Consider the following 26379-nt stretch of genomic DNA (forward strand, 5'->3'; position numbering starts at 1 on the left):
GCCTTTCTTAAAAATTCACCCTAGAAAAAGAAACTATTTGTTTTATGATGGTTGTGACCGGAGCAGCAGGATTTATAGGTAGCTGCCTTATCAGTAAATTAAATGCTGAAAACTTCAATTATATTATTGCTGTGGATGATTTCAGCAATGAAGAAAAAAATAAAAACCTGGAGGGAAAAAAGATACAGGAAAAAGTTCATAGAGATGATTTTTTCAACTGGCTTGATAAAAACTATGAACATGTAGAATTCATCTTCCATATTGGCGCTCGAACTGATACGACTGAATTTAACAAAGCAATATTTGATAAACTCAATGTTGAATATTCTCAAAAAATATGGAAAGCATGTGTTAACTACCAAATTCCACTAGTGTACGCCTCTTCTGGTGCTACATATGGACTAGGAGAACTTGGATATGAAGATAACGAAGCGGTAATTCCGAAACTTAAGCCATTAAATCCCTATGGTGATTCTAAAAATGATTTTGACATCTGGGCACTGAATCAACCTAAAAAACCCTTTTTCTGGGCAGGCCTTAAATTCTTCAATGTATATGGACCAAACGAATATCACAAAGGCAGAATGGCAAGTGTTATATTTCATGCCTTCAATCAAATTAGCGGAAGTGGCAAGATGAAACTTTTCAGATCTCACAATCCTGAATTTAAGGATGGTGAACAAATGAGGGATTTTGTTTATGTTAAAGATGTGGTAGAAGTTATCATGTTCCTTATGAGAGACAGGAAACATTCTGGTATCTATAACCTTGGAAGCGGAAAGGCCAGAACTTTTCTTGATCTGACCAGAAATACCTTCAAGGCTATGGGCAAAAAAGAAGATATCAGTTTTATAGATACTCCGGCTGACATCCGTGACACTTATCAGTATTTTACTGAAGCAAAAATGGAGAAGTTAAAATCCGCAGGTTATTCCAAACCATTTCATACTCTTGAAGAAGGTGTGAATGATTATGTAAAGAATTACCTTATCGATAAAATATATTATTAAAATTTTCAATAACAGAAAACTTAATTTTGATGGATCCCAGAAGTCTTTTATACATTATTCTAGGCATACTTTCTTTTGATTTTATACTTGAACAGTTTTTTGATTATTTAAATCTTAAACATCAAAAAACTGATTTGCCTGAAGAATTAAAAGACATATATTCTGAAGAAGAATTTAAGAAAGCACAGGATTATTATAAAGCCAATGCCAATTTCAGTTTTTTATCCAGCACATTAAGTTTTCTTCTTATTATTATTGTTATTCTCACTGGCACCTTTGGATGGCTGGACAAACAATTAAGTTTCAAATTTCAGAATCCAACCACGTTAGCTTTAGTATTCTTTGGCATACTTTTCTTTGTTTCAGACATTATCAATATTCCTTTTTCATTGTATAAGACTTTTGTTATTGAAGAAAAGTTCGGATTCAACAAAACAACTATTAAGACATATGTTCTGGACAAATTAAAAGGATATCTAATTGGTGGTGTGCTGGGCGGTTTGCTGATATGGCTTTTTATTTTCATGGTTACCAGTATTGGCCCTGGTTTCTGGCTTTACTTCTGGATTATTTTATCTGTAGTGATGCTCATAATCAATATGTTTTATACCAGTATATTTGTTCCACTTTTCAACAAGCTTACTCCTCTTGAGGCTGGAGATCTCAGAAATTCCATTGAAGAATATAGCAAAACAAACAACTTCTCTTTAACCAATATCTTTGTCATTGATGGATCCAAAAGATCTTCAAAAGCAAATGCTTTTTTTTCCGGTATCGGACCAAAGAAAAAAGTGGTGCTTTATGACACGCTGATTAACAATCATTCTAAAGAAGAACTTGTTGCAGTATTAGCCCATGAAATCGGACATTTCAAGAAAAAACATATTATCACAGGACTAATCCTTGGAATCATACAAACAGGATTTATGCTTTTCCTTCTCTCCTACTTCATCTTTAATAAAAATTTATCAGAAGCTTTGGGGGCTGATCATTTGGCAATCCACATTAATTTAATTGCTTTCGGAATTTTATATACTCCGATATCACACATTACTGGTCTTTTAATGAATATTATTTCGAGGAAAAATGAATATGAAGCGGATCGTTTTGCTGCAGTTACATACAGCAGCATTGCGCTTCAGGAAGCACTAAAGAAACTGTCAAGTAAAAACCTCAGCAACCTGACTCCACATCCTGCTTATGTATTTATGCATTATTCTCATCCTCCTTTATTATATAGATTGAGAGCTCTAAAGCAAATTCAATAATTTCTTAACAAATGCGATTATTACTGTAGATTAATTTTCAGAGGTCATGAGATTTGCAAAAGTTGATTGCTTAAGGAGACATCATATTTAAAGGTAAGGGCTTTTTTAATCTCTTTTTTTAGAACAAACTACTTTGAAATTAATTATTGCATTTCAATCTCATCACAAAATAAAGCTCTATGAAATTAGCCAGAACTATACTTCTAATTTTACTGGGAATTTTGCTTTTAATATTTACAGGTGCATTATTCTTTCCTAAAACTTATTCAGTTCAAAGGAGTATCGTAATCAAACAACCTGCGGAAAAACTGTATAAAGAGATTTCGGATTATAACGATTTTAAAGATTGGAATCCCTGGTCTGAAAGAGATTCAACAATTAAGAAAATTGTAGAAGGGCAACCATCCCGTTCAGGTCATAAATATAGTTGGGAAGGTGAAAAAGCGGGTAAAGGTTACATGGTCATTACAGAGACTAACAAGCCTAACATGGTCCATTCAAAGTTAACAATGATAACACCTATAGAATCTGAATCTGAGGTATATTTTACTATTGAACCAGTTGAAGGCGGTACTAAAGTAACCTGGAAAAATGAAGGTAATCTGGACTATCCTTTGGGGAGATATTTTGGTTTTATGGTAAAAGATTTACTAGAAAAAGATTTTGATAAAGGTCTGAAGAATCTTAAGAAATATGCTGAGATGCATTAATGAATGCATCTTTCATATTAAAATGAGTTTTCAGATGGAATAAAACTATAGAAACCCAAGATACATAAATTCCTTTTCGGATTTTTTAATTTGATAAAGGTACCTGTAAGGATGTCCTTTATATGCATAAATTTCTCCTCCCCATAGCTGTTTAACTTATATTTGAATGAATATCTGAACCTGGCATTCCTCTATATATGTCATGTCATATCAGATTGATTACTTTATCCGTTTGTAAAGCAACTGACTCTGATTTACACGAGAATAGTATAAAAGCTTTAAATACTTTTAAAGCTCCTTCCAAAATAAAAGTTTAAACTGTAAAAATTATTCAAAAATGAATGACAATACAACTAAATATTTACTCGAATATGAGAATAATTTATGGCAACTTTGTTTCTATCAGATCTTTCTTTTTTGCATAAATTAACAAATCATTTATACCCTCTGAAATCTTCAGAATATCCGGCAATACAGCGTTCTCCAGAATCAGACTCACAGGAAGTCCAGGCATATTCAAGGCTCCAATTGTTAGGATCGGAGCCTTCAGATATTCAAAACATGATTTCTGAATTCGTCCCGCCAGGGCTTGAATAAATGAATTTTCAACCGGAGCTTCGCTTAATAACAAGCATTTTCCCGATCTTTTAACTGCCTTAAAAATCAAACCTTCATCCAAGGGATATAACGTCCTGAGGTCAATGATTTCAACTTTATCTTTAAAAAACTGAGCCGCTTCTTTTGCCCAATAAACTCCAAGACCATAAGTAATGATAGTAACACAATCTGGATTTTCAGTCTGCAATACCAGACTTGCCTTTCCCAGTGGAAGTATGTAGTCAGCCTCAGGCTCAACCATATATGCATCCTGAGTTCCGGGAATTTTACTTCTATAAAGTCCCTTATGCTCCAGCATAATAACCGGGTTTGGGTCTATAAATGCAGCTTTCATCAATCCCTTAATATCCGCAGCATTTGAGGGATAAACCACTTTAATACCTTTTATTGTCAACAGCATGGATTCTATACATCCTGAATGATATGGTCCTCCTCCTACACTTGTTCCTACTGGTATTCTTATCAAGGTTCTTACAGGAAATTTTCCATTGCTGAGATAACATGATTTTGACACTTCTGTAACCAGTTGATTCATTCCTGGAAATAAATAATCAGCGAATTGAATCTCCACAATCGGCTTAACGCCAATTGCAGAAAGACCTACTGTTGATCCTATTATAAATGCTTCCTGAATTGGAGTGTTAAAGACGCGATCACTACCAAATTTATTTTCAAGTGATGCTGCTTCACCAAACATGCCACCCAGTCTTTTTCCAACATCCTGACCATAATATATACAATCAGGGTTTCCTTCCATAATCTCTTCTACGGCGTGCAATGCGCTTTCAACCATAGAAACCTTGCCGCCATTCACTGGAGTACGATTACCTTTCTCAACAAGGGCTGTAGTGGGGGTAAAAACATTATCCAGAACAGTTATAGGATCCGGATCATCTGCTTTTTGTGCTTTCTCAAAACTATCCTGAACTTCATTCAATGCGTCCATATCCAATCGCCTCAGCTCATCATCAGAAACCCCCATCTCAATCAGTCGCCGTCTCAATTTAAATGCGGGATCATTCACCGCATGTCTTGCAAGATTATCATCGCTTCTGTATACTTCCATACGGACATTTGAATTGTGATGCCCAAGCAAAGGAACATTAGCATGCACAAGGATAGGGCATCTCTTAGAACGAACATAATTCAAAGCCTTAGCCATTCCTTCAAAAGACTCTTCAAAGTTACTTCCGTCTATACGTATTCGGTTGAGTCCTTTAAAACCGCCTGCAAAATCATAGGCATCCATTGCCCTGCTTTCTTCGCTGGTTACTGTAATTCCCCAGTTATTGTCCTGTACCAGAAACAAAATTGGTAATTGTTTTAAAGATGCAAACTGTAATGCCTCACTTACTTCTCCTTCTGTCATGCTATCATCTCCTAAAGAACACACCACAACAGGGGACTCATTTTCTGGTCCTTTTTTTAGCAAAGGAGATTGGATCTTCTCAAAGTATTGTATTCCCAAAGCAACACCTGTTGCTGGAATAGCCTGCATACCAGTGGCACTGCTTTGATGTGGGATTATTGGCTTGTCTTCTCTTTTGCTGCTTGGATGACAATAATAAGTTCTACCTGCAGAAAAGGGATCATCCTTTTTAGCAAGGAGCTGAAGCATCAATTCATGGGGAGTAAATCCCATGGATAGCATTAAACTATCGTCCCTGTAATATGGGGTAACAAAATCACAAGGTAATAACTGAAGTCCTGTAGCAATCTGGATAGCCTCATGTCCTCTGGAAGAAGCATAAATGTATCTGACGATTTCCCTTTCACGGTCATATAGCTGAGACATGTGAATTGAAAGCTGCATAAATTTATAAGCAGATAATAGCAATTGCTTCTTTTCCATAGATAGAGTAATATTAAAAGTTATAGAAGTTTTAAAACTTATAGCTCTTATATACTAGACTTCCAATCAGATAAATTTGTTGAAAGAAATATGCTTCCTATTTTAATTAAGAGTTGCCCGAAAACAAAAAACTCCGGATTACCGGAGTTTTAATGATGAATGAATTATAATATTTTAAATTCTATCCTTCGGTTAATTTGCCTGTTTTCATCTGAGGTATTTGGTAACAATGGAATTGTTTCTCCATAACCTTTATACTTCATTCTTGTAGCTTCTACACCAGACTTTACTAAATAATCAAAAACCGATTTTGCTCTATTTGTACTTAAGGTAAGATTGTCTTTATCAGCTCCTACATCGTCAGTATGTCCACCAAATTCTATATTAACTTTAGGATTTTGCTTTAAAAAAGTACTGATTTTATTCAGCTCTGTTTTTGATTTTTCCTCAAGCGCAAAAGAGCCTGAAGTGAAAAATATATTATTCAGAACGACAGCTGCACCTGTTTTCACAGGATCCAGATAAACATCCAAAGCAAGAGCGTCAAATACTTTCGGATTATTAAAGTCAAAATGTACACTTTTAAACATATAGCCAGGCTTGCTAACATGCAAGGCATACTCTGATCCTTCAGTTAATACAATAAGATAACCACCGTTAATGCTATCAGATTTTACCCATTGACTAACCTTTCCGTTTTTCAGATCAACAAGTTCTATTTTTGCACCCAGTGGCTTTTTAGTTACAGCATCAAATATTTTTCCTTTGGAATAAGTACTCTTGTGTTTTTCCTGAATTTGCTCTGGAACATCAAATTCATAAAGAAATGCTTTAGAAATACGCATATCCTTTTTTTCATAAACAGTATAAAATCCTTTTTTGCTATCACAGGTAATGAATATTGTTGCATCATTACTCGGACCATTAAGGGGATATCCCAGGTTTACAGGCTCAGACCAGGTAGAGTCTGTCATTTCAGATGAAAAGATGTCCAAACCTCCCATTCCTAAATGATAGGAGGATGAGAAATAAAGACTTTTACCATTGGCATGTATAAAAGGGGCGACTTCTCTTCCTGAGGTATTTACAGGTTTTCCAAGGTTTTTAGCAGGAGACCATTCACCATTTTCATCCATCTTTGTGAACCAGATATCTTCTTTTCCAAAACCTCCCCTTCTGAGAGATGAAAAATAAATTGTTTTGCCATCAGCAGATATTGTTGGTTCAGATTCCCAGGTAGGTGAATTGATATTTGCCCCAAGGTTCACTGGTTCACTCCAGGCTTCTCCATTTTTATAGGATATGTATAAATCGCAGGAACCGAAGCCATCCTGCTTATTACAAGATGTAAACACAAGTACTTTACCATCTCCAGACAAGGAAGCTGCACCTTCATTAAACCTTGTATTGATATTAGTTGAAATAGAGTAAGGATCTGACCACTCCCCATTTACTTTATCAGAGACCACGATATCCTCGTCATCATTCTGAGTAAGGCCATCTTTTTTGTAATAGATAATTGTCTGTTGATCGGCAGTAAGTACGGGATATCCATGAATATAAAACCTGTTGATCTTAGGACTCATCATAACAGGTTTAAACGGCAATGGATTCTGCTTAGCCTTAATTCCAAATTCAACCTTAGCCATGAGCTGGGTAGCTTCTTCAGTTATCTTTTTATCATTAGGTTTCAGCTCCAACATCATCTGAAAATACTTTTTAGCAGATTCATAATCCCCATCATTAAAGTAAAATTCAGCTGCAGTAAAGTATCCGAAATAAAATCTTTTATCATTTGGCAAAATAGCTGCTGCTTTATAAAAATGTTTTTTTCCTTCTTCTGAGTTTCCAAGTAGCTTAAATATGCCGCCAAGCTTATAATGAGCCTCAACAAAATTCGGATCTTTATCAAGAGAGGCTTGAAGAGCTCTTATAGCTTCGTTAAACTTACGCACACGAACCAGCTGTTCTGCTTCCTGAAAAAGACTAATGGCTTTTTTATTTGTCGAGCTGTAGTTTTGACCGAAAGTAGCAGATATAGAGAAAAATAGAAGAAACAGAAAAGAAAAGAAGATCTTTGATTTCATAGATTCATTAAGGAATGTTCATGAACTTGTGAATCTGTAACGAAATATTCCATTGAGGATTACTTTTTACATACTCAATAATAAGCGGAAGCACTTCATTTTGTTTGGACCATTCCGGTTGCAGATATAGCTTGCATTCAGGCTTTACCTGCCTGGCAAATTGCTCTGCCCAATCAAAATCAGACTTATTAAAAACGATAATTTTTAGTTCGTCCGTATTTTCAATAACAGACTGATGAGGAGCTTTAAACTTTTTAGGAGAAAGGCAAATCCAGTCCCAATTTCCGGAAAGTGGATATGCACCACTGGTTTCAATATGGGTTCTGAATTGAAATTTCTTTAATGACTCTGTTAGTTGTTCTAAGGGATAAATCAATGGTTCTCCCCCTGTGATTACAGCTACTCTTCCAGGATGAGCAGATCCTGCTTGAGCAATTTCTTCAACGGAATAAACCGGATGTCCTTTTATTTCCCAGGATTCTTTTACATCACACCAGTGACATCCTACATCACATCCTGCAAGCCTGATAAAATATGCAGCATGTCCCTGGAAAAAGCCTTCTCCCTGAATTGTATAAAAAGATTCCATTACCGGAAGAATGGAACCTGAATGTTCTAATATCTTATTAAGATCTTGTTTGATAGACATCACCCTTTGCCGAAGCAAGTGTATTTAATAAAAGAGAAGCAATAGTCATTGGACCTACCCCGCCAGGAACCGGAGTTATATAGCTGCATTTAGGAGCAACTGCTTCAAAGTCCACATCTCCTTTTATGGCATAACCTGCCTTTTTAGAAGCATCAGGCACCCTGGTAGTCCCGACATCGATAATCACAGCACCATCCTTTACCATATCTGCTTTGATCAATCCAGGTATACCCACTGCAACAATAATGATATCGGCCTGACGAGTATATGAAGCAAGATCCACTGTATTTTTGTGGCATAATGTAACTGTCGCATTTCCCGGCTCACTGTCTCTTGCCATAAGGATACTCATTGGAGAGCCCACAATATTACTTCTTCCTACCACAACACAATGTTTCCCTTTAGTATTGATTCCATAACGTTTTAAAAGCATCATGATACCATTGGGTGTTGCAGAAATATGAGCAGGTAGCCCTTTATTCATCCTACCGATATTTACAGGGTGAAACCCATCGACATCCTTTTCCGGACGAATTCTTTCAGTTACCTTCTCTACTGAAATATGCTTTGGCAATGGAAGCTGTACAATTAATCCGTCAATTTCAGTATCATTATTTATTTCTTCAATTTTAGCAAGAAGCGTTTCTTCCGAAACACTGGATTCGTATGTAATAAGAGTGGATCTGAAACCTACCTCTTCACAGCTTTTAACCTTGCCACCAACATAAGTATGACTTGCCCCATCATCCCCCACTAGTATCGCCGCCAGATGCGGAATTTTACCTCCGTTATTTTTTATATTTTCTACAGCTACTGCTATTTCCTGTTTTATTTCAAGCGAAACTTTTTTTCCGTCGATCAGTTGGGTAGTCATTTTTAATTCACTCATTGGTATTCGAAACAAATAATATTAGTCAATTTTAAGGACAGCCATAAATGCCTCCTGAGGTATCTCCACATTACCCACCTGTCTCATTCTCTTCTTACCTTTTTTCTGTTTTTCGAGAAGCTTTCTCTTACGGGAAATATCACCACCGTAACATTTCGCCAAAACGTCTTTTCTTAATGCTTTTACCGTTTCTCTGGAGATGATTTTAGCACCTATTGCAGCCTGAATCGCGATCTCAAATTGCTGTCTTGGAAGTAACTCTTTTAATTTTTCGCAAAGTTTTTTACCCCATTCATATGCCTTATCTCTGTGAACAATAGCAGAAAGAGCATCTACTTTATCACCATTCAGAAGAATATCAAGTTTCACCATGTTGGATTCCCTGTATCCTATTAATTCATAGTCAAGTGAAGCATATCCTTTTGAAATGGTTTTCAATTTATCGAAGAAATCAAATACCATTTCAGAGAGTGGCATTTCAAAAATCATTTCTACTCTGTCAGTTGTCAGATAAACCTGATTTCTTAATACTCCTCTTTTTTCCATACAAAGAGTCATAATTGCCCCAATGTATTCGGACTTTGTTATAATCTGAGCTTTGATAAAAGGTTCCTCAATGCGATCCAACTTAGATGGATCAAGCATTTCAGAAGGTGCATTTACAACATGCATTTCTCCTTTATTATCGAATGCATGAAATGACACGGAAGGAACAGTAGTTATTACAGTCTGGTCAAATTCTCTTTCAAGACGTTCCTGAATGATTTCCATGTGCAGCATTCCAAGAAAACCACAACGGAAGCCAAATCCAAGAGCTGCCGAAGTTTCAGGTTCCCAAACAAGGGATGCATCATTCAGTTGAAGTTTCTCAATAGCCTCTCTTAAATCCTCATAATCACTGGTTTCAACTGGATACACTCCGGCAAAAACCATTGGTTTTACATCTTCAAAACCAACAATGGCTTCTTTTGTAGGATTATCAAAGCTTGTAATTGTATCTCCTACCTTTACCTCTTTCGCACTTTTGATACCTGAAATAAGATATCCAACATCACCTGCCTCAATTACAGTACGTGGTTCTTTTTCAAGTTTTAAAATACCGATTTCATCAGCATGATAAACGGTATCTGTGGCAACGAATTTTACTTTATCTCCTTTTTTGATTGTTCCGTTTAAAACTCTGAATATTACTTCGATACCTCTGAACGAATTATAAACTGAATCAAAAATCAGGGCTTGTAAAGGAGCTGTTTTATCTCCTTTGGGAGCTGGAATTCTTTCAACAATTGCTTCAAGTACTTTATCTACTCCGGTTCCGTCTTTACCACTGGCAGGAATAATTGATTCCCTTGAACATCCCACAAGATCTACCATCTGATCCTTTACCTCTTCAGGCATAGCGCCAGGAAGGTCTATTTTATTTAATACAGGAATTATTTCAAGATCGTGCTCCAAGGCAAGGTATAAATTTGAAATAGTCTGAGCCTGAATACCCTGAGAGGCGTCAACTAAAAGTAAAACACCTTCACAGGCAGCTATAGACCTGGAAACCTCATAAGAAAAGTCAACGTGCCCGGGTGTATCTATCAGATTAAGCACATAGGTTTTTCCTTTGTACACGTAGTTCATCTGAATAGCATGACTCTTAATTGTAATTCCTCTTTCTCTCTCAAGATCCATATTATCAAGGACCTGCGCCTGCATTTCTCTTTTAGTTACGGTATTTGTGAATTCTAAAAGACGATCGGCCAGGGTACTTTTTCCGTGATCAATATGGGCTATGATGCAAAAGTTTCTAATATTTTCCATTTCAGTAAATCAGCTACAAAGTTATGAATTCTGGATACTAAAAAAATAATACCCCGTTTAATATTTATCTAATTGTTTTAATAAGTTTTAATATTTAAAATTGTCTTTTTCGTATATGTAAGGAGGAATCGTGTATTCATGAACAGAATGAGCAAGAATAAGACTCTGGAGGATCTATATTATTCCTTCCCTGCACAGCTTTTGATTAATCATTTCAAGAAAAACCAGATACTTTTGGCTTTGTGGTTCATTCTGTTTGGTTTTGTCACTTCAAACATTGGAAATATTCTCGGAATCCCTTATTTGTTTCTTGATCCGGAATACATGAATCAGGTGAATTACAAAGGCTTCCTGATAATTGGTGTAGCCGTTGGAATATTTATCTTATCCTTTCATATTACAACCTATATTCTTGACAGTTATCGTTTTAACTTCCTTGGTACTGTTGCACGCCCTTTTACAAAATTCTGCCTGAATAACAGTATAATACCTCTGGCCTTCCTGATAGTTTATTCAATCAATATTGTTCGATTTCAGTTCAAAAGTGGTTTTCAGACTAATACGCAAATTTTTCTTGAAGTAGCTAGTTTTCTTTTAGGTGTCGGTATTACGCTTTTCTTATTGCTCTTTTATTTCAGTTCTACTAATAAGGATATATTCAAGGAGCTGGCTTCTAACCTTGACAGGCAGCTAAAGAAGACTAATATTAACAGAGTCAATGTATTAAGGAAATTAAAAAATGCTAAAAAGAATAAATACATTGTAAATCATTATCTGGATTTTCCATTTAAATTCGTCAAGGTTGAACCATACAAAAATTATGATAAGGAAATTCTATTAAAGGTATTCGATCAGAATCACCTGAATGCAGTAATTGTTGAAATTTTTGTTATAATAGTCATTATAATTCTTGGTCTGTTCAGGGATAACTCTTATTTCCAGATACCTGCAGCTGCAAGTGGGATACTTTTCTTTTCAATCTTTATTATGTTTACCGGCGCATTCTCTTATTGGTTAAGAGGATGGGCAATTACAGCCCTGGTTGCAGCCTTGGTAATTTTTAACTTTCTGGTAAAATATGAAATCATCAATTCCAAATATCAGGCCTATGGAATTAATTACAATAATACTCCCGCAGAATATAGCCTTGAAAGACTTAACGATTTGAGCAATGAATCAACTTTCAAAACAGATACCGATTCAACTACTCTCATTCTGAATAACTGGAAGAATAAATTTTCAGGACCAGAAAAACCGAAAATGGTCTTTATTTGTGTCAGTGGAGGTGGACAAAGAGCTGCGGCCTGGACTACGAGAACATTACAATATGTAGACAGCACACTTAACGGAGGATTACTTGATCATTCCATTCTCATGACAGGTGCCTCTGGAGGAATGGTGGGTGCTAGTTACTTCAGAGAATTATATCTGAGGAAAAAACAAGGAGAAAACATTAATCTATATTCAGATCATGCATTTAAAAACATTACCAAAGATGTTCTAAACCCTGTCATTTTCAGCCTTGTTGTAAACGACATTTTCTTCCGATTCCAAAAGTTCAATTATGGGAACTATGAATATCTCAAAGACAGAGGTTATGCATTCGAAGAACAACTCAATACCAATCTTGAGCATGTGCTTAATAAAAAGGTTTGTGACTATAAAATTCCGGAACAGAATGCTCTTATACCTTTAATTATTATGTCTCCAACAGTCATAAACGATGGAAGGAAACTATTCATTTCCAGCCAGCATTGCAGTTATATGACAACCTCTCCTCCAGAGGAAGTAGATCTTAATCAAAAGATCAAAGGAATTGAATTTCAAAGGTTCTATGAGAAACAGGATGCTAAAAATCTGAGATTTTTAAGCGCAGTTCGCATGAGTGCAACCTTTCCATATGTCACTCCTAATGTAGAACTTCCCAGTTCACCTGCAATGGAAATAATGGATGCCGGAATTGCTGACAATTTTGGAATCAGGGATGCGGTGAGGTTTTTATATGTATTCAGAGAATGGATAAGTCAGAATACAAGTGGCGTTGTTTTTGTCTGTATCAGAGATTCTCAGAAAGATAGTCCGATTGAGAAAAAAGCAGAAGCTTCAATTTTTCAAAAAATGTTTACACCAATTGGAAGTTTATATAATAATTGGGATTATCTTCAAGACTTCAACAACGACAACCTGATCGAAGGCGCTTATGGCTGGTTTAACGGAAAGATCAATGTGGTTAATTTCGAATATATCCCCAAACCTAGATATTGGGGCATATTGAAAGAAAAGAAAATAAACCCGGAAGAAGTTGAAAAGAAGGAAACCGCTGAAAGAGCGGTTTTGAGCTGGCATTTAACTACCAGGGAAAAACAAAGCTTACAAAGAACTATTTTAGAAAATAACAATCAGGAATCCTTAAATCACTTAAAAAAGCTATTATCTGATCAGAAATGAAAAATTTTTCCCCTGTTCTTTTAAAAAAGTTAACAAGCACAGGGATTTTTATAATCCTGCTTTTTTTATCCCAAATACTACTTGCTCAAACAGACACATTAAAAGGATATGTAAAAGAAACCTTTTCAGGGAGCAGTCTACCTTTCGTCCACATTAGAGTAAATGACTCCATTGATTATTTATCAGATATCGATGGTAATTTTTTTATTGAAAATATATCCTCTTTAAAGAAGGTAACATTTGATCTCTATATGCACAGACCTGTTACGTTATATCCTCCTTTTGACAGCGTACTTTCTGTAAAGCTTAATAAGTTTCTCTTTTTTGAAATATCAAAGGATTCTGACCCTTTTGCTCCGGAGATTATTCATAAGGTTATGGATCATAAAGATCTGAATAACCCTGAGAAAATGCGTTATTATAGTTATAAAACCTATAATAAATTCAGTCTTGCTACAACGGAGGTTGAGAAATCAAATAAGTTTCTAAGTCTTATTTTTAAAAAATTTTCTCTTTCATTTAAAAAGTTAAAAGAAGAACAGCATTTCATTCTGATTGAAACTTCAAGCGAAAAAAAATTTATAGATCAATTACACCAGAGAGAAGAGCTGGACGGCGCTAAATCTTCTGGAATTGATCTCCCCTTGCTGATGGTTCAGGCCAATCAGGTACAGAATGCATCTTTATATAAAGACTACCTGAACATTGCAGGCAAAAGTTATCCGAGCCCCCTGAACAAAGATATATTTCACAGATATGCCTTCAACTTAATCGATACAGTATATCCGAATAAAGACACTGTTTATGTTGTTAAGTTTAATCCTCGAAGTGACCGATATTTTGATGGGTTGAAAGGCACTGTTTTTATTAATAAAAACAAGTATGCCATAGAGCATTTAAATGTTTCTCCTTATGAGGAAGGGAAAGTTGAAATAAACCTATTGCAATCTTATAAATTCCATAATGAGAAAGATGTATGGTTTCCTTCCAGAACCAGAACTGTTATAGTCTTTTCAAGAGGCACAGAAAAGTATATAGCCAATGGTAACTCTTATATATTTGATGTAAATCTCAATGCTTATCTTAATAAAAAATCATTTAATGAAGTAATTCTCAATTACTCTGAGCGCGCAAACAAAAGAGGAGAGCAGTATTGGAAAGCTACTAGAAAAGAGCCTCTTACTCATGCTGATTCCATTACTTATTTTTACTTTGAATCTTTTAAGTATAAAAAAGATATCGAGAATTTTCTCACATTCGGAGAAAAGGTTTTTTATGGAGAACTTCCTTTCAGAAAAATTGATATAGATGTAAACAGACTTCTGACATTTAACAAAGTAGAAGGAACAAGAATAGGTTTCGGAGCGCATACCAACGAAAAATACTCCGATAAAATCAAATATGGAGGTTACATTGGATATGGAATTAGAGATCAAAAATTCAAATACGGAGCTGACTTTACCTATAAACCCTTTTACGATGTTCCGATTTCCTTTAATGCTAGATTTTCTTATGATTTAAGAGAAGCAGGAGCTAATTTTTATCCTTACAACAGATATCAGTACAGCAGTGAGGCTTTAAGAAAATTCTGGTTAAGAATATTGGACCTTGTATTTGAACAGGAAAATTCAATCTTTTATCATCCTTTTAAAAATATGGATGTGATGGTTTCCTTTGATAACAGTCAGCACAGGCCAACTTATGATTATGTTTATAGGGGAACTGACAGTTTAAAATTTAATTTCACAGAATTCAAATTTGGATTTCGATATGCTTTTGGTGAACAATATTTCAACGTATTGAAAAGGAAATATCCTCAACCTACTAACTACCCAGTTATTTCATTTATCTGGCAGAAAGGACTAAAGAAAGGTGTAAGCGGAGATTTTAATTATAATCGATTTGCCTTAAAGATAGAGGAAACATTGAGAATACTTTTCCTGGGCAAAACCGGAATACAACTTGAGACAGGTTTAATTACCGGAGATGCTCCTTATATGAAACTCTATAATCAAAAAGGTAGTTACAGAAACACGTCTGTTGTATTTCACAATAGCTTTGAAACAATGAAGTTCAATGAGTTTCTGAGCAACAAATATGCGAGTTTATTCTTTTCCCATGACTTTGGAAAATTATTTATTACAAAGTCCATCACCCCATCATTATGGATCATCAATAATATCGGTATCGGAAGCTTAAATCATCCGGAATACCATCAGGAGATTCCATTTAAAACAATGGAGAAAGGATATATGGAGGGAGGGTCTTTTCTTAACAACGTAATTGTTATAAATCTAGCCGGGTTAAAATTAGGGATAGGTGCCGGTGTCTTCCTGAGATATGGCCCTTATGCATTACCTCATTTTGGTGATAACTTTGTATTCAAGTTTGCCACTAACTTCTTTTTATAATCTATTATTTCTTTTTAAAGACCTCTTTCACATCTTCAAGATAAGCTCTTAGAAGTTCCGCAACACTCCAGGCCTGAGCAACACAACCTTTAGGAGCATATGGTTCATTTCCGTCAAATATCTCCGATATGCTGCCTATTGCTGCTTCGCTTAGATGGTATTGGAAATTTTGTATCCATTGCTCTACTTCCTGTCTTCCTTTATCTCCTTCAAGTCTTACCTTCGCTGTTATGTATGGTCCAATCAGCCATCCCCATACAGTTCCCTGGTGATATGCACCGTCTCTTGCAAGCCGATCTCCTGAGTAATTGCCTTTGTATTGAGGATCATCAGGAGACAAACTTCGTAATCCAACCGGAGTTAAAAGTTTTTCTTCTGTTATCTTGAGTATTGAAGCTGATAGTTCATTATCCAGAAGCGGATAAGGTAAACTGATAGCAAAAAGCATATTAGGCCTTACTGCACTGTTGTGTTCATATTGATTAATATAATCATAAAGATACCCCTGATCTTTTATTACAAAAGTATCAAGGAAAGCGTTTTTAATATGTCCTGCCCTTTCATAGAACTGACGACTTGCTTTCAGTTCACCCTTGAGATCTGCAAGTTCTCCCAGAATCATTAGAGCATTGTACCAAAGAGCATTGATTTCAACAGCTTTGCCTTCCCTTGGTGTCACAACCCAATTGCCAATTTTTGCATCCATCCAGGTAAGCTGAACCCCATGCTGCCCGGCATACAGTAAACCATCTTCCTGAACCTTTATATTATATCTTGTACCTCTATCGTGCCATTGAATAATATCTTTCAAAGAAGAATAGAGGTCTTTCAGAACAAACGTTTTATCTCCCGAATAATCAAGATATTTTTTTATTGCAATAAAGAACCATAAAGTAGCATCCACTGTGTTGTATTCCGGTTCTTCCCCTACATCAGGAAATCTATTGGGAATCATTCCCATATCTATACTTTTGGCAAATGCTTTAAGTATTTTTTTTGCCTCATCGAACCTACCTGTAACCAGACAAATTCCGGGGAGTGAAATCATTGTATCTCTCCCCCAGTCTGAGAACCAATGGTAGCCAGCAATAATTGTTTTAAGATTCTTTCCCCTCTTCACCACAAACTGATCTGCAGCAATGGCAAGTCTTTGAGAAAGATCATCTTTAAACGGAATATTTCTTGTGATTTTTTCCCTACGTTTCCTTTCAGAGGAAATCAGTTTAAACGGATCTTTTCTTGAAGGATCTTTGTCTGAAATAATTACTCCGATTTTATTTCCCTGTTTCAGTTTAACACTGAAATTTCCATAGCTAAACAAATCTTCGGAGAACTGTAGACCTCGGTTTTGCTCTTCCCCGTATTCAAAATTAAGAAACCATGCAGGAGTGAATTTAAAGTTAGAATTTTTAAGAAATATGTAGGAAGGTGGCAAACCTTCATATGGATCCATTTTCAGAACTCCATTACCAAATACAGCCTCCCACCTCAAATTTTTATTCTCTTTAATTAATCCATGATAATCTCTGTAAGATATAAACGGTTTTAATTCCAGCTCAAACTCATCAACAGCATTCTTTACTTCATAAGTCACCACGATTGTATTTTCATCATAGATAGCAGCAATCGTTTTCACTATTTCAATATTATCCCCTATTTTATAATGAAACACGGGAAAATACTCCTGCTCATATTTATCAAAATACTCCAGGCCAGTAGCACAGATATTGGATGGGAATTGATTCGCACTTAATTCGAATTTTACTCCTTTAAACTTAATAAATTCTTCGAGTTTTGAAATCAAAACCATTCTTCCCACCGGTGGATGAGTGGCAACAACAAACATTCCATGATAACTTCTGGTATTGGCACCGGATAAAGATCCGCTCGCCCATCCCCCTAAGCCATTCGTTTCCAACCACTCCCTGGAAGAAGCTTTTGAAAAATCCTTAATAATATTGTCGCTGATGGTAATTTTCATTGCTCTGAAAAATATAACTCCAATTATACTGACTTAAATTTGACAATTTTATTCATTTATTCATAAGAATACTCTTAAATAAAAGCCAGCCAAAGTAAAATAGGGAAAGCTAAATAATGTTTAATTTTACTTCGTTCATATCAATATACCCACCCTGGTTCAAATCTTAATACAAAAAATAAGACGGAAATATGTATCTTTTGAGAAATTTTATTGAGAAATACATACAGATGTCCTGTTTCAGACTGGTTGCTTTAATATTAATTTTATTGTCAACACAATTATGTTTCTCCCAAGAGCATACTAGCAAAAAAACGAAGTATGACACTCTCTATATTATAAGTTACTCTCATTTACTTACAACAAAAGGAACATTTATAATCAGAGGCAATAACTTTAATATTTACGATAAAACCAGCAAAAGAAGCTTAAAGTATAAACCTAATCAAAGCCTGGCAATGGGATTTGCAGGTTATCACAAAAAAATCGGTCTTGAGCTTGCATTCAATCTCCCTTTCATCAATAATGATAATGATAAGTATGGTAAAACATACCAGAGAGATTTGCACGCCAGCAGATATGGCAGGAAAACGATCATTGACCTGAACCTTCAGACTTATAAAGGTTTTTACATTGAAAATGCCAAAGAACTAAACCCTTCATGGAATTCAAAACTTGATCCTTATCCTAAAAGACCGGATATCTCTACAATAGCTTTAGGAGGTAGTTTTTATTATATTCTTAATTCCAGTCGTTTTTCATACCGTGCAGCATTCATCCAGGATGAAGCTCAAAAGCAAAGAGCTGGATCTCTTTTGTTAGGTGGTTATGTAAACTATTTTAATCTTCGGTCAGATTCAAGCATCATACCCATACAGCTTGAATCAGCTTTTTCCGACAGAGCATATTTGATCAAAGGGAAAACCCTAACATTTGGAGCAGGAGTTGGTTATGCCTATACTTTAGTAATCCGAAAGCATTTCTTCATAACTCTTTCTGCAATTCCAGGTATTGCATTGGTAAATTTTGAAGGTCAAAAAGAAAACATGGATTATTTTTACACCAAAACAAAAATTGCATTAAGATCCCAAATCCGTTTTGCAACAGGATATAATAGAGGTAAGTTCTATGCGGGATTCAATTTAACGACCGATAATATTTCAATGGACAACTCAGAGCAATCGTCAATAAACTACCACCTTGGCAACATCAGATTTTATGCTGGACGCCGCTTTGACTTGAGTAAAATCATAAGTAAATTTTAATTCCTCATTTTATGAAAAAATATTTTTTCCCATTAGGCCTTGTTTATTTTTTAGCACTTCTCACTTCTTGTGCAACTCGCAAACCTGAGAGGTACCTTAATCAGGCCATGCAATCAGAGCCATATGATGTCATTATTGTTCCCGGAATCCCTTATCCATATGAAAATGGCAACTGGCATCCTGTAATGAAAATAAGAGTCTACTGGTCTGAATATCTTTATAAAAAAGGTATTGCCAAAAATATTATTTATTCCGGAAGTGCTGTATATACTCCTTATGTTGAAAGTAAGATTATGGCATTATATGGTGAAGCTCTTGGCATTCCTAAAGAGAAAATTTTTGCAGAAACCAAAGCTGAGCATAGCACAGAAAACCTCTATTACTCTTATAAGATGGCCCAGAAAATGGGATTTAAAAGAATTGCACTGGCAACTGATCCTTATCAGGATAAGTTATTAAGAAGGTTTGGTAAAAAATTTAAACTTGATGTAGCCCATATCCCTATTGTATTTGACACATTAAAACAAATCAACAAAATAGATCCTAAGATCATAGACTCTACAGCTCAGGTCCAAAACTTCATCAGCATCACAGAAAGGGAAAGTTTTTGGAAACGTTGGAAAGGAACTTTAGGAAAGAATATCAATTTTGAAGAAGAATAAATACTCCACTAACATTTTCAACACTACTGAGGTTAAATCATAACACTGCAAGTTTTTTGAAAATGGTAAAAGTAGCACTAACCACAATCCTTATATTAATTAATACTTTTAATATTTGCCTCGCACAGACCAGCCCTTATAGAGTCAGAGCGATTGATGTTATTTCAATTCCTGTAGCAGGTGGCCTTAGTTTACTTGGATTAAAAGAGCTGAGGGCCAAACCAAGACTGGACAGTGCTTATGTAGTGACTTTAAGTCCGGCCGATGTTAATGCATTTGACAGAGGAGCAACCCGCAGGGATTATAATAATGCAGGAGTCTTTTCAGATGCAGCTTTGTATACTTCTATTGCGATTCCGTTTTTAACTCTACTGGATAAAAACATAAGGCATGACGGATTAAAAATAGTAACACTATATCTGGAAACTATGGGCGCCATGGGTGTAATATATACTTGGGGAGTGAGTCAGACCAGAAGAAAACGACCTTATGTTTATAATGCGGAAGTGGAAATGGAAAAAAGGACGGGGAAAGGCGCTTTAAACTCATTCTTTGCAGGACATCCTGCCGCGGCGGCGGCTTCCACTTTTTTTGCAGCAAAAGTTCTTCATGACTATTACCCTGACATGAAAAATGAGTGGATTATATGGACTGTAGCCTCAATTCCTCCTGCACTTGTAGGATATTTCAGATACCAAAACGGACAGCATTTCCCAACTGATATCATTGCTGGCCTTCCGATCGGTGTTGCCTTAGGAATTTTAATTCCGGAAATTCATAAAAAGAAGAAAGATTCAAATATTTCTATCATACCAACATATATCAATCAAACAGGAATTGTGGCCCTTACTTATAAGTTCTGATAATCCTGGGAGTTTTAACTTGAGAATTTTCCTCAAGAATATTTTTACAACCAGTTTGGACAAATTCAGTCAAATCCTTTAGAACAATAGTAAAATCTTTTCTGAATTCCACATAGCTTTCAAGAAAATCTGTAAGGGCATATTCGAAATTTCCCTTTAAAGTATCTCTTTTGGCCATTAGTTTTATGTATTTATGAACGCCATTCATAGTTTCAAGGAGACCAAACAGATTATTAGAAATTATGAAAGGCAAAAGTCTATTCATTTTATAGGGAAATACGGAATGAAATTCCAGTAAATCCTGATAAAGATTTTGAACAAAGTCGAGAAATGGATATCCGGATCTTTCTTTCCATGTGGATGCTAAAAGATGATCATACAAGAGATCCACAACATCTTCCGTATATTTTGAAAACTTAGGGCTTAAACGTTTCTGACTTGCAAGATAAAAAGAATGGGACCTTTTAAATTTAGTAACAAGATGATTTGCGAGAATACCTTTCCTGATTTCCGAGCCATAATTATCAACTTTTGCTGGTTTTACATTTGAGCCAATAAAACTTCCAACCATGATATCTTTTGATTCGGAAAGGAATAAATAAGTGTTTAAAAGAAATCCCATAATGGTTAATTTAAATTGGATCAGAAAGATCCGGTTTAAATAAGTGTATGGATGTAAAACAAATATTGACTCAAAAAATTCGAAGCCTTCAAAAAATCAGTATTATCACTGAATCTTCATCTCTTCCACAAACTGTATAATCTCTGGAAAAAAAGCGTTAAACTCTTCTTTATACAAATCATAATCCTTAATAAGAGCATTGCAGGCAGTCTCCATTCGGGAATGAAAAGTTGCCCGCCTTGACATTCCCTCAAAAGTTCTCTCAAGTGATTTTATTTCTGAATAATTGTAAAGCCAGTTTTGGTTTCTCATATGGGTCAGGAGAAACTTAATATGGTCCGAAAGATATTGAGGATAGCTTTCCAATAAATCATAAGAGGCCTGAGCGAAGTCTTTAAGCGAGATTTCAGGATAATAATTTCCCCATTCTACTGCCAAAAAATGGTCATAGAAAATATCAACAATAACAGGAGAATATTTTCCATACTCAGTATATAACCTCTGTTTGCTCTTTTTTACCCAAGCATTCTTATCTGTAAATTCATCAATACTTCTATGAAGCACTATACCTGGTAAAACTTCAGGAGATAGCTCTTTTAATTCCTTTCCCCTTATTCCATCCGCAATAAAATTCCCTACGATAACTTCATCAGAAAGACTCCTTGACAAATATAAATGCCCCAGAAAATTCATCTATTATTCTGCTTTCTTCTTAAAATTTTTGAAAATATTTACTCCCAGGCCAAATTCGAAATACACTCCATTTTCTCGTTTATCAGGAAAGTTTTCTGTTTTAAAGTGAGTATTCATGTATCCTAACTGAAATTGAGAATAAAATCTGGATCCGAAATAAGTTTTTAAACCCGTAAGGAGAATGAGAGAATTTCCTTTAGAAATTACAGTTGCTCCCCCTCCATAAAAAAGTCCCTCTTCCTTTCTTGATCCGTATCCGGCAGAAACGATCCATCTCCAATTATAAAATATTTTTGATAATGGCATTATTTCCTGATAAACCCCAACCGCCCAATAGTCGTTCCCAGGCGCCAGTCTTAAAGTAGTGTTGAGAACCTGGATATCAGCTGCTGGAATAGGAGAAAAATTAACTCCTCCTATTCCATCATAAATTCCTAAATTAAATTTCTTTTTTTCGGGAGGGATAATCTGTCCAACGCTATTGAAATAGGACAAAAGACACAATGTTGTCAGTACCGTGCGTACAATCATTAAACTCAATTTTTACTGAATATAGTAAAAATTGAGGAATTAATATTAACTCAATTTGAATCCTGGTAATGAAAGAATTTACAGCAATTCTCTTATTTTTACTTCTTCCCTTCCAATCACAGCTTTATTACCTTTAATTAATATCGGGCGTTCAATAAGAACCGGATTTTCAGATAAAATTTTAATCCATTGCTTATCCGTAAAGGACTTACCTTTATAATTTTCAACAAAAAGAGGTTCTTTCTTTCTTACCAAATCCTCAGGTTTTATTTTAAGCTTGGCTATGATATCCTGTAACTCCTCTATCGTGAGGGGATTTTTCAGATATTCTATTATTTCAGGATTTTCACCAGATTCTGTCAGAATAGCCAAGGCTTGCCTGCTTTTGGTACATCTGGGATTGTGTAATATTTGAATCATTATTTAATCGTCTCTATTATTAAGTTATGATTAGTATAAATACAGATATCCCCTGCTATATTCAGACTTTCTCTAACAATCTCTTCTGCAGAAAGGTGAGGTGCGTGCTTTTTTAATGCCAGTGCTGCAGATTGCGCATACATTGCCCCCGAACCAATTGCAGCGATCTGATTGTCAGGCTCAATAACATCGCCAGTTCCGGAAACAATCAGAATTTCATCTTTATCAGCCGCAATTAGCATTGCTTCGAGTTTTCTCAGATATCTGTCAGTCCTCCAGTCTTTTGCAAGTTCAATTGCCCCTCTTTTCAAATTCCCTCCATAAGAATTCAGCTTTTCTTCCAATCTCTCAAGTAATGTAAAAGCGTCAGCAGTGCTTCCGGCAAAGCCACAAATGATCTTTCCGTCAAATAATTTTCTGATTTTCTTAACATTACTTTTAGCAATTGTATTGCCCAGTGTTGCCTGTCCATCAGCTCCGATAGCAACTTCACCTTTATGAATTACAGAAATTACAGTTGTTGATTTAATTTTTTCCATTTACTTAAAAATCTTTAAAAAATTTAAATACACTTCACTCTTATAAACAAATAAGCCTCCCGGATGTTGAGAGGCTTATTCTTTTATTTTTTACTAAACCAGAATTCTAACCGGATCTTCCAAGAAGTCTTTCAGAGTTTGAAGGAATGCAGATCCAACTGCTCCATCCAATGCTCTGTGATCGCATGATAGAGTAAGTTTCATCACATTACCTATTTTTATTTCACCGTTTTTAACGATTGGTAGTTGTTTAATGCCTCCAACTGCTAGAATTGCGGCATCCGGAGGATTGATAATTGCTGTAAATTCTTCTATACCGAACATTCCCAGGTTCGATATAGTAAATGTATTTCCAGACATTTCAGCAGGTGTCAGTTTTTTATTTTTTGCTTTTCCACCCAGCTCTTTTACTTCTGTTCCTATCTGAGATAATGATTTATTATCAGCAAATTTCAAAACAGGCACAAGAAGGCCTTCTTCAACCGCAACTGCAACACCTATATGGATATGATGATTATATCTTATTTTATCACCTAACCAAGACGAATTTACTTTCGGATGCTTTCTTAAAGCTGCTGCCGTGGCCTTTATTACCATGTCGTTGAAAGAAATTTTGACAGGAGCAACCTCATTGATGCTTGCTCTTGCCTCGATTGCCTTATCCATGTTTACTTCCATAGTCAGATAGAAGTGAGGAGCCCCGAATTTACTTTCGCCGAGTCTTTTAGCAATTGTTTTTCTCATTTGAGAAACAGAAACCTCCTCAAAACTTTCCTGACCTACATAAGCAGGAGCAGAAACGGTTTTTGTTTCAGCAGATACAGGAGTTGCTGCAGGAGCTTTAAAGCTTTCTATGTCTTTCTTAACAATTCTACCAAATTCTCCTGATCCATGAACCTGCTGCAGATCAATACCTTTGTCTTTTGCAATTTTTCTTGCCAGTGGAGAAGCTTTCAGTCTCTGATCACCACTGGAAACGGAAGATGTTTGCGCTGTTGACTGGAGAGCCGTACTCTCTTTCTTTTCTTCTTTTGCTGCAGGTGCTGCAGAAGGTGTCCCTGATGCTGCAGCTGAAAGCAATGTCTGATAATCAGCCCCCTGCTCTCCTATTATAGCAAGGACCCCGTCTACAACAACAGCTTCTCCATCCTTAACACCTACATATAATAATATACCGTCATTGTATGATTCCAACTCCATGGTAGCTTTATCAGTTGCTACCTCTGCAAGCAAATCACCGGATTTAACTTTATCACCTACTTTTTTATGCCAGGCAACGATGGTACCTTCAGTCATGGTATCACTCATTTTGGGCATTCTGATTATCTCAGCATTAATATTTGATGTATCCACTTTAGCTGCTGTTTTCTGAGGAGCCGGCTCAGGTTTAGTTTCTGAAGGAGCAGATGCAGGAGTTGCACCACCTTTACCCACGCTGCTCAAAAGCCCGTCGATGTTTTCTCCATCTTTTCCAATGATAGCAATTACTCCATCCACAGGAGCTGATTCTTTTTCCTTTACACCTATAAATAAAAGTGTACCATCCTCGTAAGATTCCAGCTCCATTGTAGCCTTGTCAGTTTCAACCTCAGCAAGTACGTCTCCGGACTTTACTTTGTCTCCTACTTTTTTATGCCACGTAGCAATAACACCATCAGTCATGGTATCACTCATTTTGGGCATTCTGATCACTTCAGCCATTGTACTAAATGCAATTGTTTAATTAATGCTTAGAAAATTTATTTCAAACTGTAATAATAAGGTTTAACTACCTTTCAAAACAAGTTTTTAACGGACCAAATTTAAAAATAAAACGCAAAAAGTACTATCCCCACCCTGAAAATATACAGGAGTGGGGATATTTTTCTTAAAATCTATATTTCTTAGGGATTTAACCTTATTTTATTAGGCAGATATTTCCATTTCAGGTCTGCTAAATCTTTTTAGAACCTTAAAATGTGATACTAATGCTTCTCCAAATGTCGGATATTCATGATAAGGAATACCGAATTCAATAGCTGTTTCTCTAACTATCTCAGAAATTACGGGATAGTGTATATGACATATTTTAGGAAATAAGTGGTGCTCCACTTGCATATTTAATCCACCGCATAAAAATGCAGCAATTGGACTTTTTCTTGAAAAATTGGCAGTTGTACGCATCTGATGTACAGCCCAAGCCTCTTCAATATTCCCATCATCATTAGGATCAGGAAATTCTGTTAATTCAACAACATGTGCAAGCTGAAATACAAGTCCTAATACAAGACCTTCTGCAAAGTGCATTGTTAAAAATCCGATAATGAACTGCCACCAGGTTATATCAACAAATACAAGAGGTAGAACTATAAATACCAAGTAATATAAAAACTTAAATAAAAACAGCTTTACATATTCCTTCTTCGGATGATCATTTACATGAGATCCTATATTCTTTTTAAAGAATTTGATATAATCTTTTCTCAGTACCCATGAAAGACTTGCGAGACTATAAAGAAAAAAGGCATAATAATGCTGATATCTTTGTATTTTATTTGCTTTTTCTTCAGGATTTAATCTGATAAGGCCGGGAGCAATTTCAATATCCTCATCATGACCGTGAATATTGGTATATGTATGGTGCACCACATTGTGTGCAATACTCCATAAATATGCATTGGCACCAATTAGATTAAATAAATAACCGAGAATTTTGTTAAGAGTTGTGTTTGTAGAATAAGACCCATGAATGGCATCATGGCAGATATTAAATCCTATAAATGCAGCAAACATTCCAAGCAGGGCGCTAAGCACCCACATTGTAATAAGTCCGAATTGATTTGAAATAATTAAACCATAGAAAAGAATTAATCCGCCCAAAAAAAACACTGTTTTAAAATACATTGCGGCATTACCTGTTTTCGAGATATTATTCTCTGTAAAATATTTGTCTACTCTTTCTCTGACGGTAGAAAAAAAACCAGTTTTCTTAACGTCGATGAATTTTACTTTTGCTAACATTTATGGTATTTAGGTATTATAATTTCAATTTATTCTTCATTAATACGAAAAA

At 35.5% G+C, this 26379-nt stretch carries 21 protein-coding genes; 8 read left to right on the forward strand and 13 right to left on the reverse strand.

What is annotated here, in order from left to right:
• Positions 1-44: 44 nt before the first annotated feature.
• The 3 genes from rfaD to MYP_RS22535 all read left to right on the forward strand — a co-directional run bounded on the left by rfaD (position 45) and on the right by MYP_RS22535 (position 2988).
• Positions 45-1010 carry an ADP-glyceromanno-heptose 6-epimerase gene (gene rfaD / locus MYP_RS22525; RefSeq protein WP_045468843.1) on the forward strand — a complete coding sequence of 322 codons (966 nt, stop codon included), beginning with the start codon at positions 45-47 and terminating at the stop codon, positions 1008-1010.
• Positions 1011-1039: 29 nt separating this feature from the next.
• A complete protein-coding gene (locus MYP_RS22530) occupies positions 1040-2278 on the forward strand; it encodes a M48 family metallopeptidase (protein WP_045468846.1) in 1239 nt (412 codons plus the stop codon).
• Positions 2279-2457: 179 nt separating this feature from the next.
• A complete protein-coding gene (locus MYP_RS22535) occupies positions 2458-2988 on the forward strand; it encodes an SRPBCC family protein (RefSeq protein ID WP_045468849.1) in 531 nt (176 codons plus the stop codon).
• A gap of 382 nt (positions 2989-3370) precedes the next feature.
• On the opposite strand, the gene MYP_RS22540 is transcribed toward MYP_RS22535, so the two are convergent.
• From MYP_RS22540 to lepA, 5 genes are all read right to left on the reverse strand, one after another.
• On the reverse strand, positions 3371-5458 hold the full coding sequence (locus MYP_RS22540; protein WP_045468852.1) for an alpha-ketoacid dehydrogenase subunit alpha/beta: 2088 nt from the start codon (positions 5456-5458) through the stop codon (positions 3371-3373).
• Positions 5459-5622: 164 nt separating this feature from the next.
• On the reverse strand, positions 5623-7545 hold the full coding sequence (locus tag MYP_RS22545; RefSeq protein ID WP_045468855.1) for an OmpA family protein: 1923 nt from the start codon (positions 7543-7545) through the stop codon (positions 5623-5625).
• Positions 7546-7552: 7 nt separating this feature from the next.
• Complete coding sequence (locus MYP_RS22550) at positions 7553-8194, reverse strand: 7-carboxy-7-deazaguanine synthase QueE (protein WP_045468858.1); 642 nt, start codon at positions 8192-8194, stop codon at positions 7553-7555.
• Complete coding sequence (locus MYP_RS22555) at positions 8172-9083, reverse strand: bifunctional 5,10-methylenetetrahydrofolate dehydrogenase/5,10-methenyltetrahydrofolate cyclohydrolase (RefSeq protein WP_231570085.1); 912 nt, start codon at positions 9081-9083, stop codon at positions 8172-8174. Before MYP_RS22555 ends, MYP_RS22550 begins: the two co-directional genes overlap by 23 nt.
• A 21-nt stretch (positions 9084-9104) precedes the next feature.
• Positions 9105-10892 (reverse strand): translation elongation factor 4, encoded by a 1788-nt coding sequence (gene lepA, locus MYP_RS22560; RefSeq protein WP_045468861.1) that lies wholly within the window; start codon positions 10890-10892, stop codon positions 9105-9107.
• A gap of 147 nt (positions 10893-11039) precedes the next feature.
• Here lepA and MYP_RS22565 point away from each other — a divergent pair, with 147 nt between their 5' ends.
• Together MYP_RS22565 and MYP_RS22570 are read left to right on the forward strand one after the other, a co-directional pair.
• Positions 11040-13340 carry a patatin-like phospholipase family protein gene (locus MYP_RS22565; RefSeq protein ID WP_231570086.1) on the forward strand — a complete coding sequence of 767 codons (2301 nt, stop codon included), beginning with the start codon at positions 11040-11042 and terminating at the stop codon, positions 13338-13340.
• Positions 13337-15751 (forward strand): DUF5686 family protein, encoded by a 2415-nt coding sequence (locus tag MYP_RS22570; RefSeq protein ID WP_045468865.1) that lies wholly within the window; start codon positions 13337-13339, stop codon positions 15749-15751. Before MYP_RS22565 ends, MYP_RS22570 begins: the two co-directional genes overlap by 4 nt.
• Before the next feature lie 4 nt (positions 15752-15755).
• Here MYP_RS22570 and MYP_RS22575 read toward each other — a convergent pair whose 3' ends face one another.
• Complete coding sequence (locus tag MYP_RS22575; protein WP_045468867.1) at positions 15756-17732, reverse strand: amylo-alpha-1,6-glucosidase; 1977 nt, start codon at positions 17730-17732, stop codon at positions 15756-15758.
• Between the two features lie 230 nt (positions 17733-17962).
• Between MYP_RS22575 and MYP_RS22580 the strand changes: the two genes are divergently transcribed.
• The 3 genes from MYP_RS22580 to MYP_RS22590 all read left to right on the forward strand — a co-directional run bounded on the left by MYP_RS22580 (position 17963) and on the right by MYP_RS22590 (position 20522).
• Positions 17963-18997 carry a DUF4421 family protein gene (locus MYP_RS22580; RefSeq protein ID WP_045468869.1) on the forward strand — a complete coding sequence of 345 codons (1035 nt, stop codon included), beginning with the start codon at positions 17963-17965 and terminating at the stop codon, positions 18995-18997.
• Between the two features lie 11 nt (positions 18998-19008).
• The gene (locus MYP_RS22585) at positions 19009-19659 is read left to right on the forward strand and encodes a YdcF family protein (RefSeq protein ID WP_045468872.1); all 651 of its coding nucleotides are present in this window, start codon (positions 19009-19011) and stop codon (positions 19657-19659) included.
• Positions 19660-19721: 62 nt separating this feature from the next.
• A complete protein-coding gene (locus MYP_RS22590) occupies positions 19722-20522 on the forward strand; it encodes a phosphatase PAP2 family protein (protein WP_052430443.1) in 801 nt (266 codons plus the stop codon).
• Here the strand turns inward: MYP_RS22590 and MYP_RS22595 are convergent.
• The 7 genes from MYP_RS22595 to MYP_RS22625 form a co-directional block, all read right to left on the reverse strand.
• On the reverse strand, positions 20506-21144 hold the full coding sequence (locus MYP_RS22595; RefSeq protein WP_045468875.1) for an ACP phosphodiesterase: 639 nt from the start codon (positions 21142-21144) through the stop codon (positions 20506-20508). The genes MYP_RS22590 and MYP_RS22595 overlap by 17 nt on opposite strands.
• A 105-nt stretch (positions 21145-21249) precedes the next feature.
• Positions 21250-21837, reverse strand: coding sequence for an acyl carrier protein phosphodiesterase (locus tag MYP_RS22600; RefSeq protein WP_045468877.1), 588 nt, complete (start codon positions 21835-21837; stop codon positions 21250-21252).
• A gap of 3 nt (positions 21838-21840) precedes the next feature.
• Positions 21841-22368, reverse strand: a complete 528-nt coding sequence (locus tag MYP_RS22605) for a hypothetical protein (protein WP_045468879.1) — start codon at positions 22366-22368, stop codon at positions 21841-21843.
• 78 nt (positions 22369-22446) lie between these two features.
• Positions 22447-22788 (reverse strand): arsenate reductase (glutaredoxin), encoded by a 342-nt coding sequence (gene arsC, locus MYP_RS22610; RefSeq protein WP_045468881.1) that lies wholly within the window; start codon positions 22786-22788, stop codon positions 22447-22449.
• A complete protein-coding gene (hslV, locus tag MYP_RS22615; RefSeq protein WP_045468883.1) occupies positions 22788-23327 on the reverse strand; it encodes an ATP-dependent protease subunit HslV in 540 nt (179 codons plus the stop codon). The genes arsC and hslV overlap by 1 nt, the downstream gene beginning before the upstream one ends.
• Before the next feature lie 93 nt (positions 23328-23420).
• On the reverse strand, positions 23421-25028 hold the full coding sequence (locus MYP_RS22620) for a pyruvate dehydrogenase complex dihydrolipoamide acetyltransferase (protein ID WP_045468886.1): 1608 nt from the start codon (positions 25026-25028) through the stop codon (positions 23421-23423).
• 204 nt (positions 25029-25232) lie between these two features.
• A complete protein-coding gene (locus MYP_RS22625; protein WP_045468890.1) occupies positions 25233-26327 on the reverse strand; it encodes a fatty acid desaturase family protein in 1095 nt (364 codons plus the stop codon).
• Positions 26328-26379 lie beyond the last annotated feature (52 nt).

Source organism: Sporocytophaga myxococcoides (genome assembly GCF_000775915.1).
Taxonomy (GTDB): Bacteria; Bacteroidota; Bacteroidia; order Cytophagales; family Cytophagaceae; genus Sporocytophaga; species Sporocytophaga myxococcoides_A.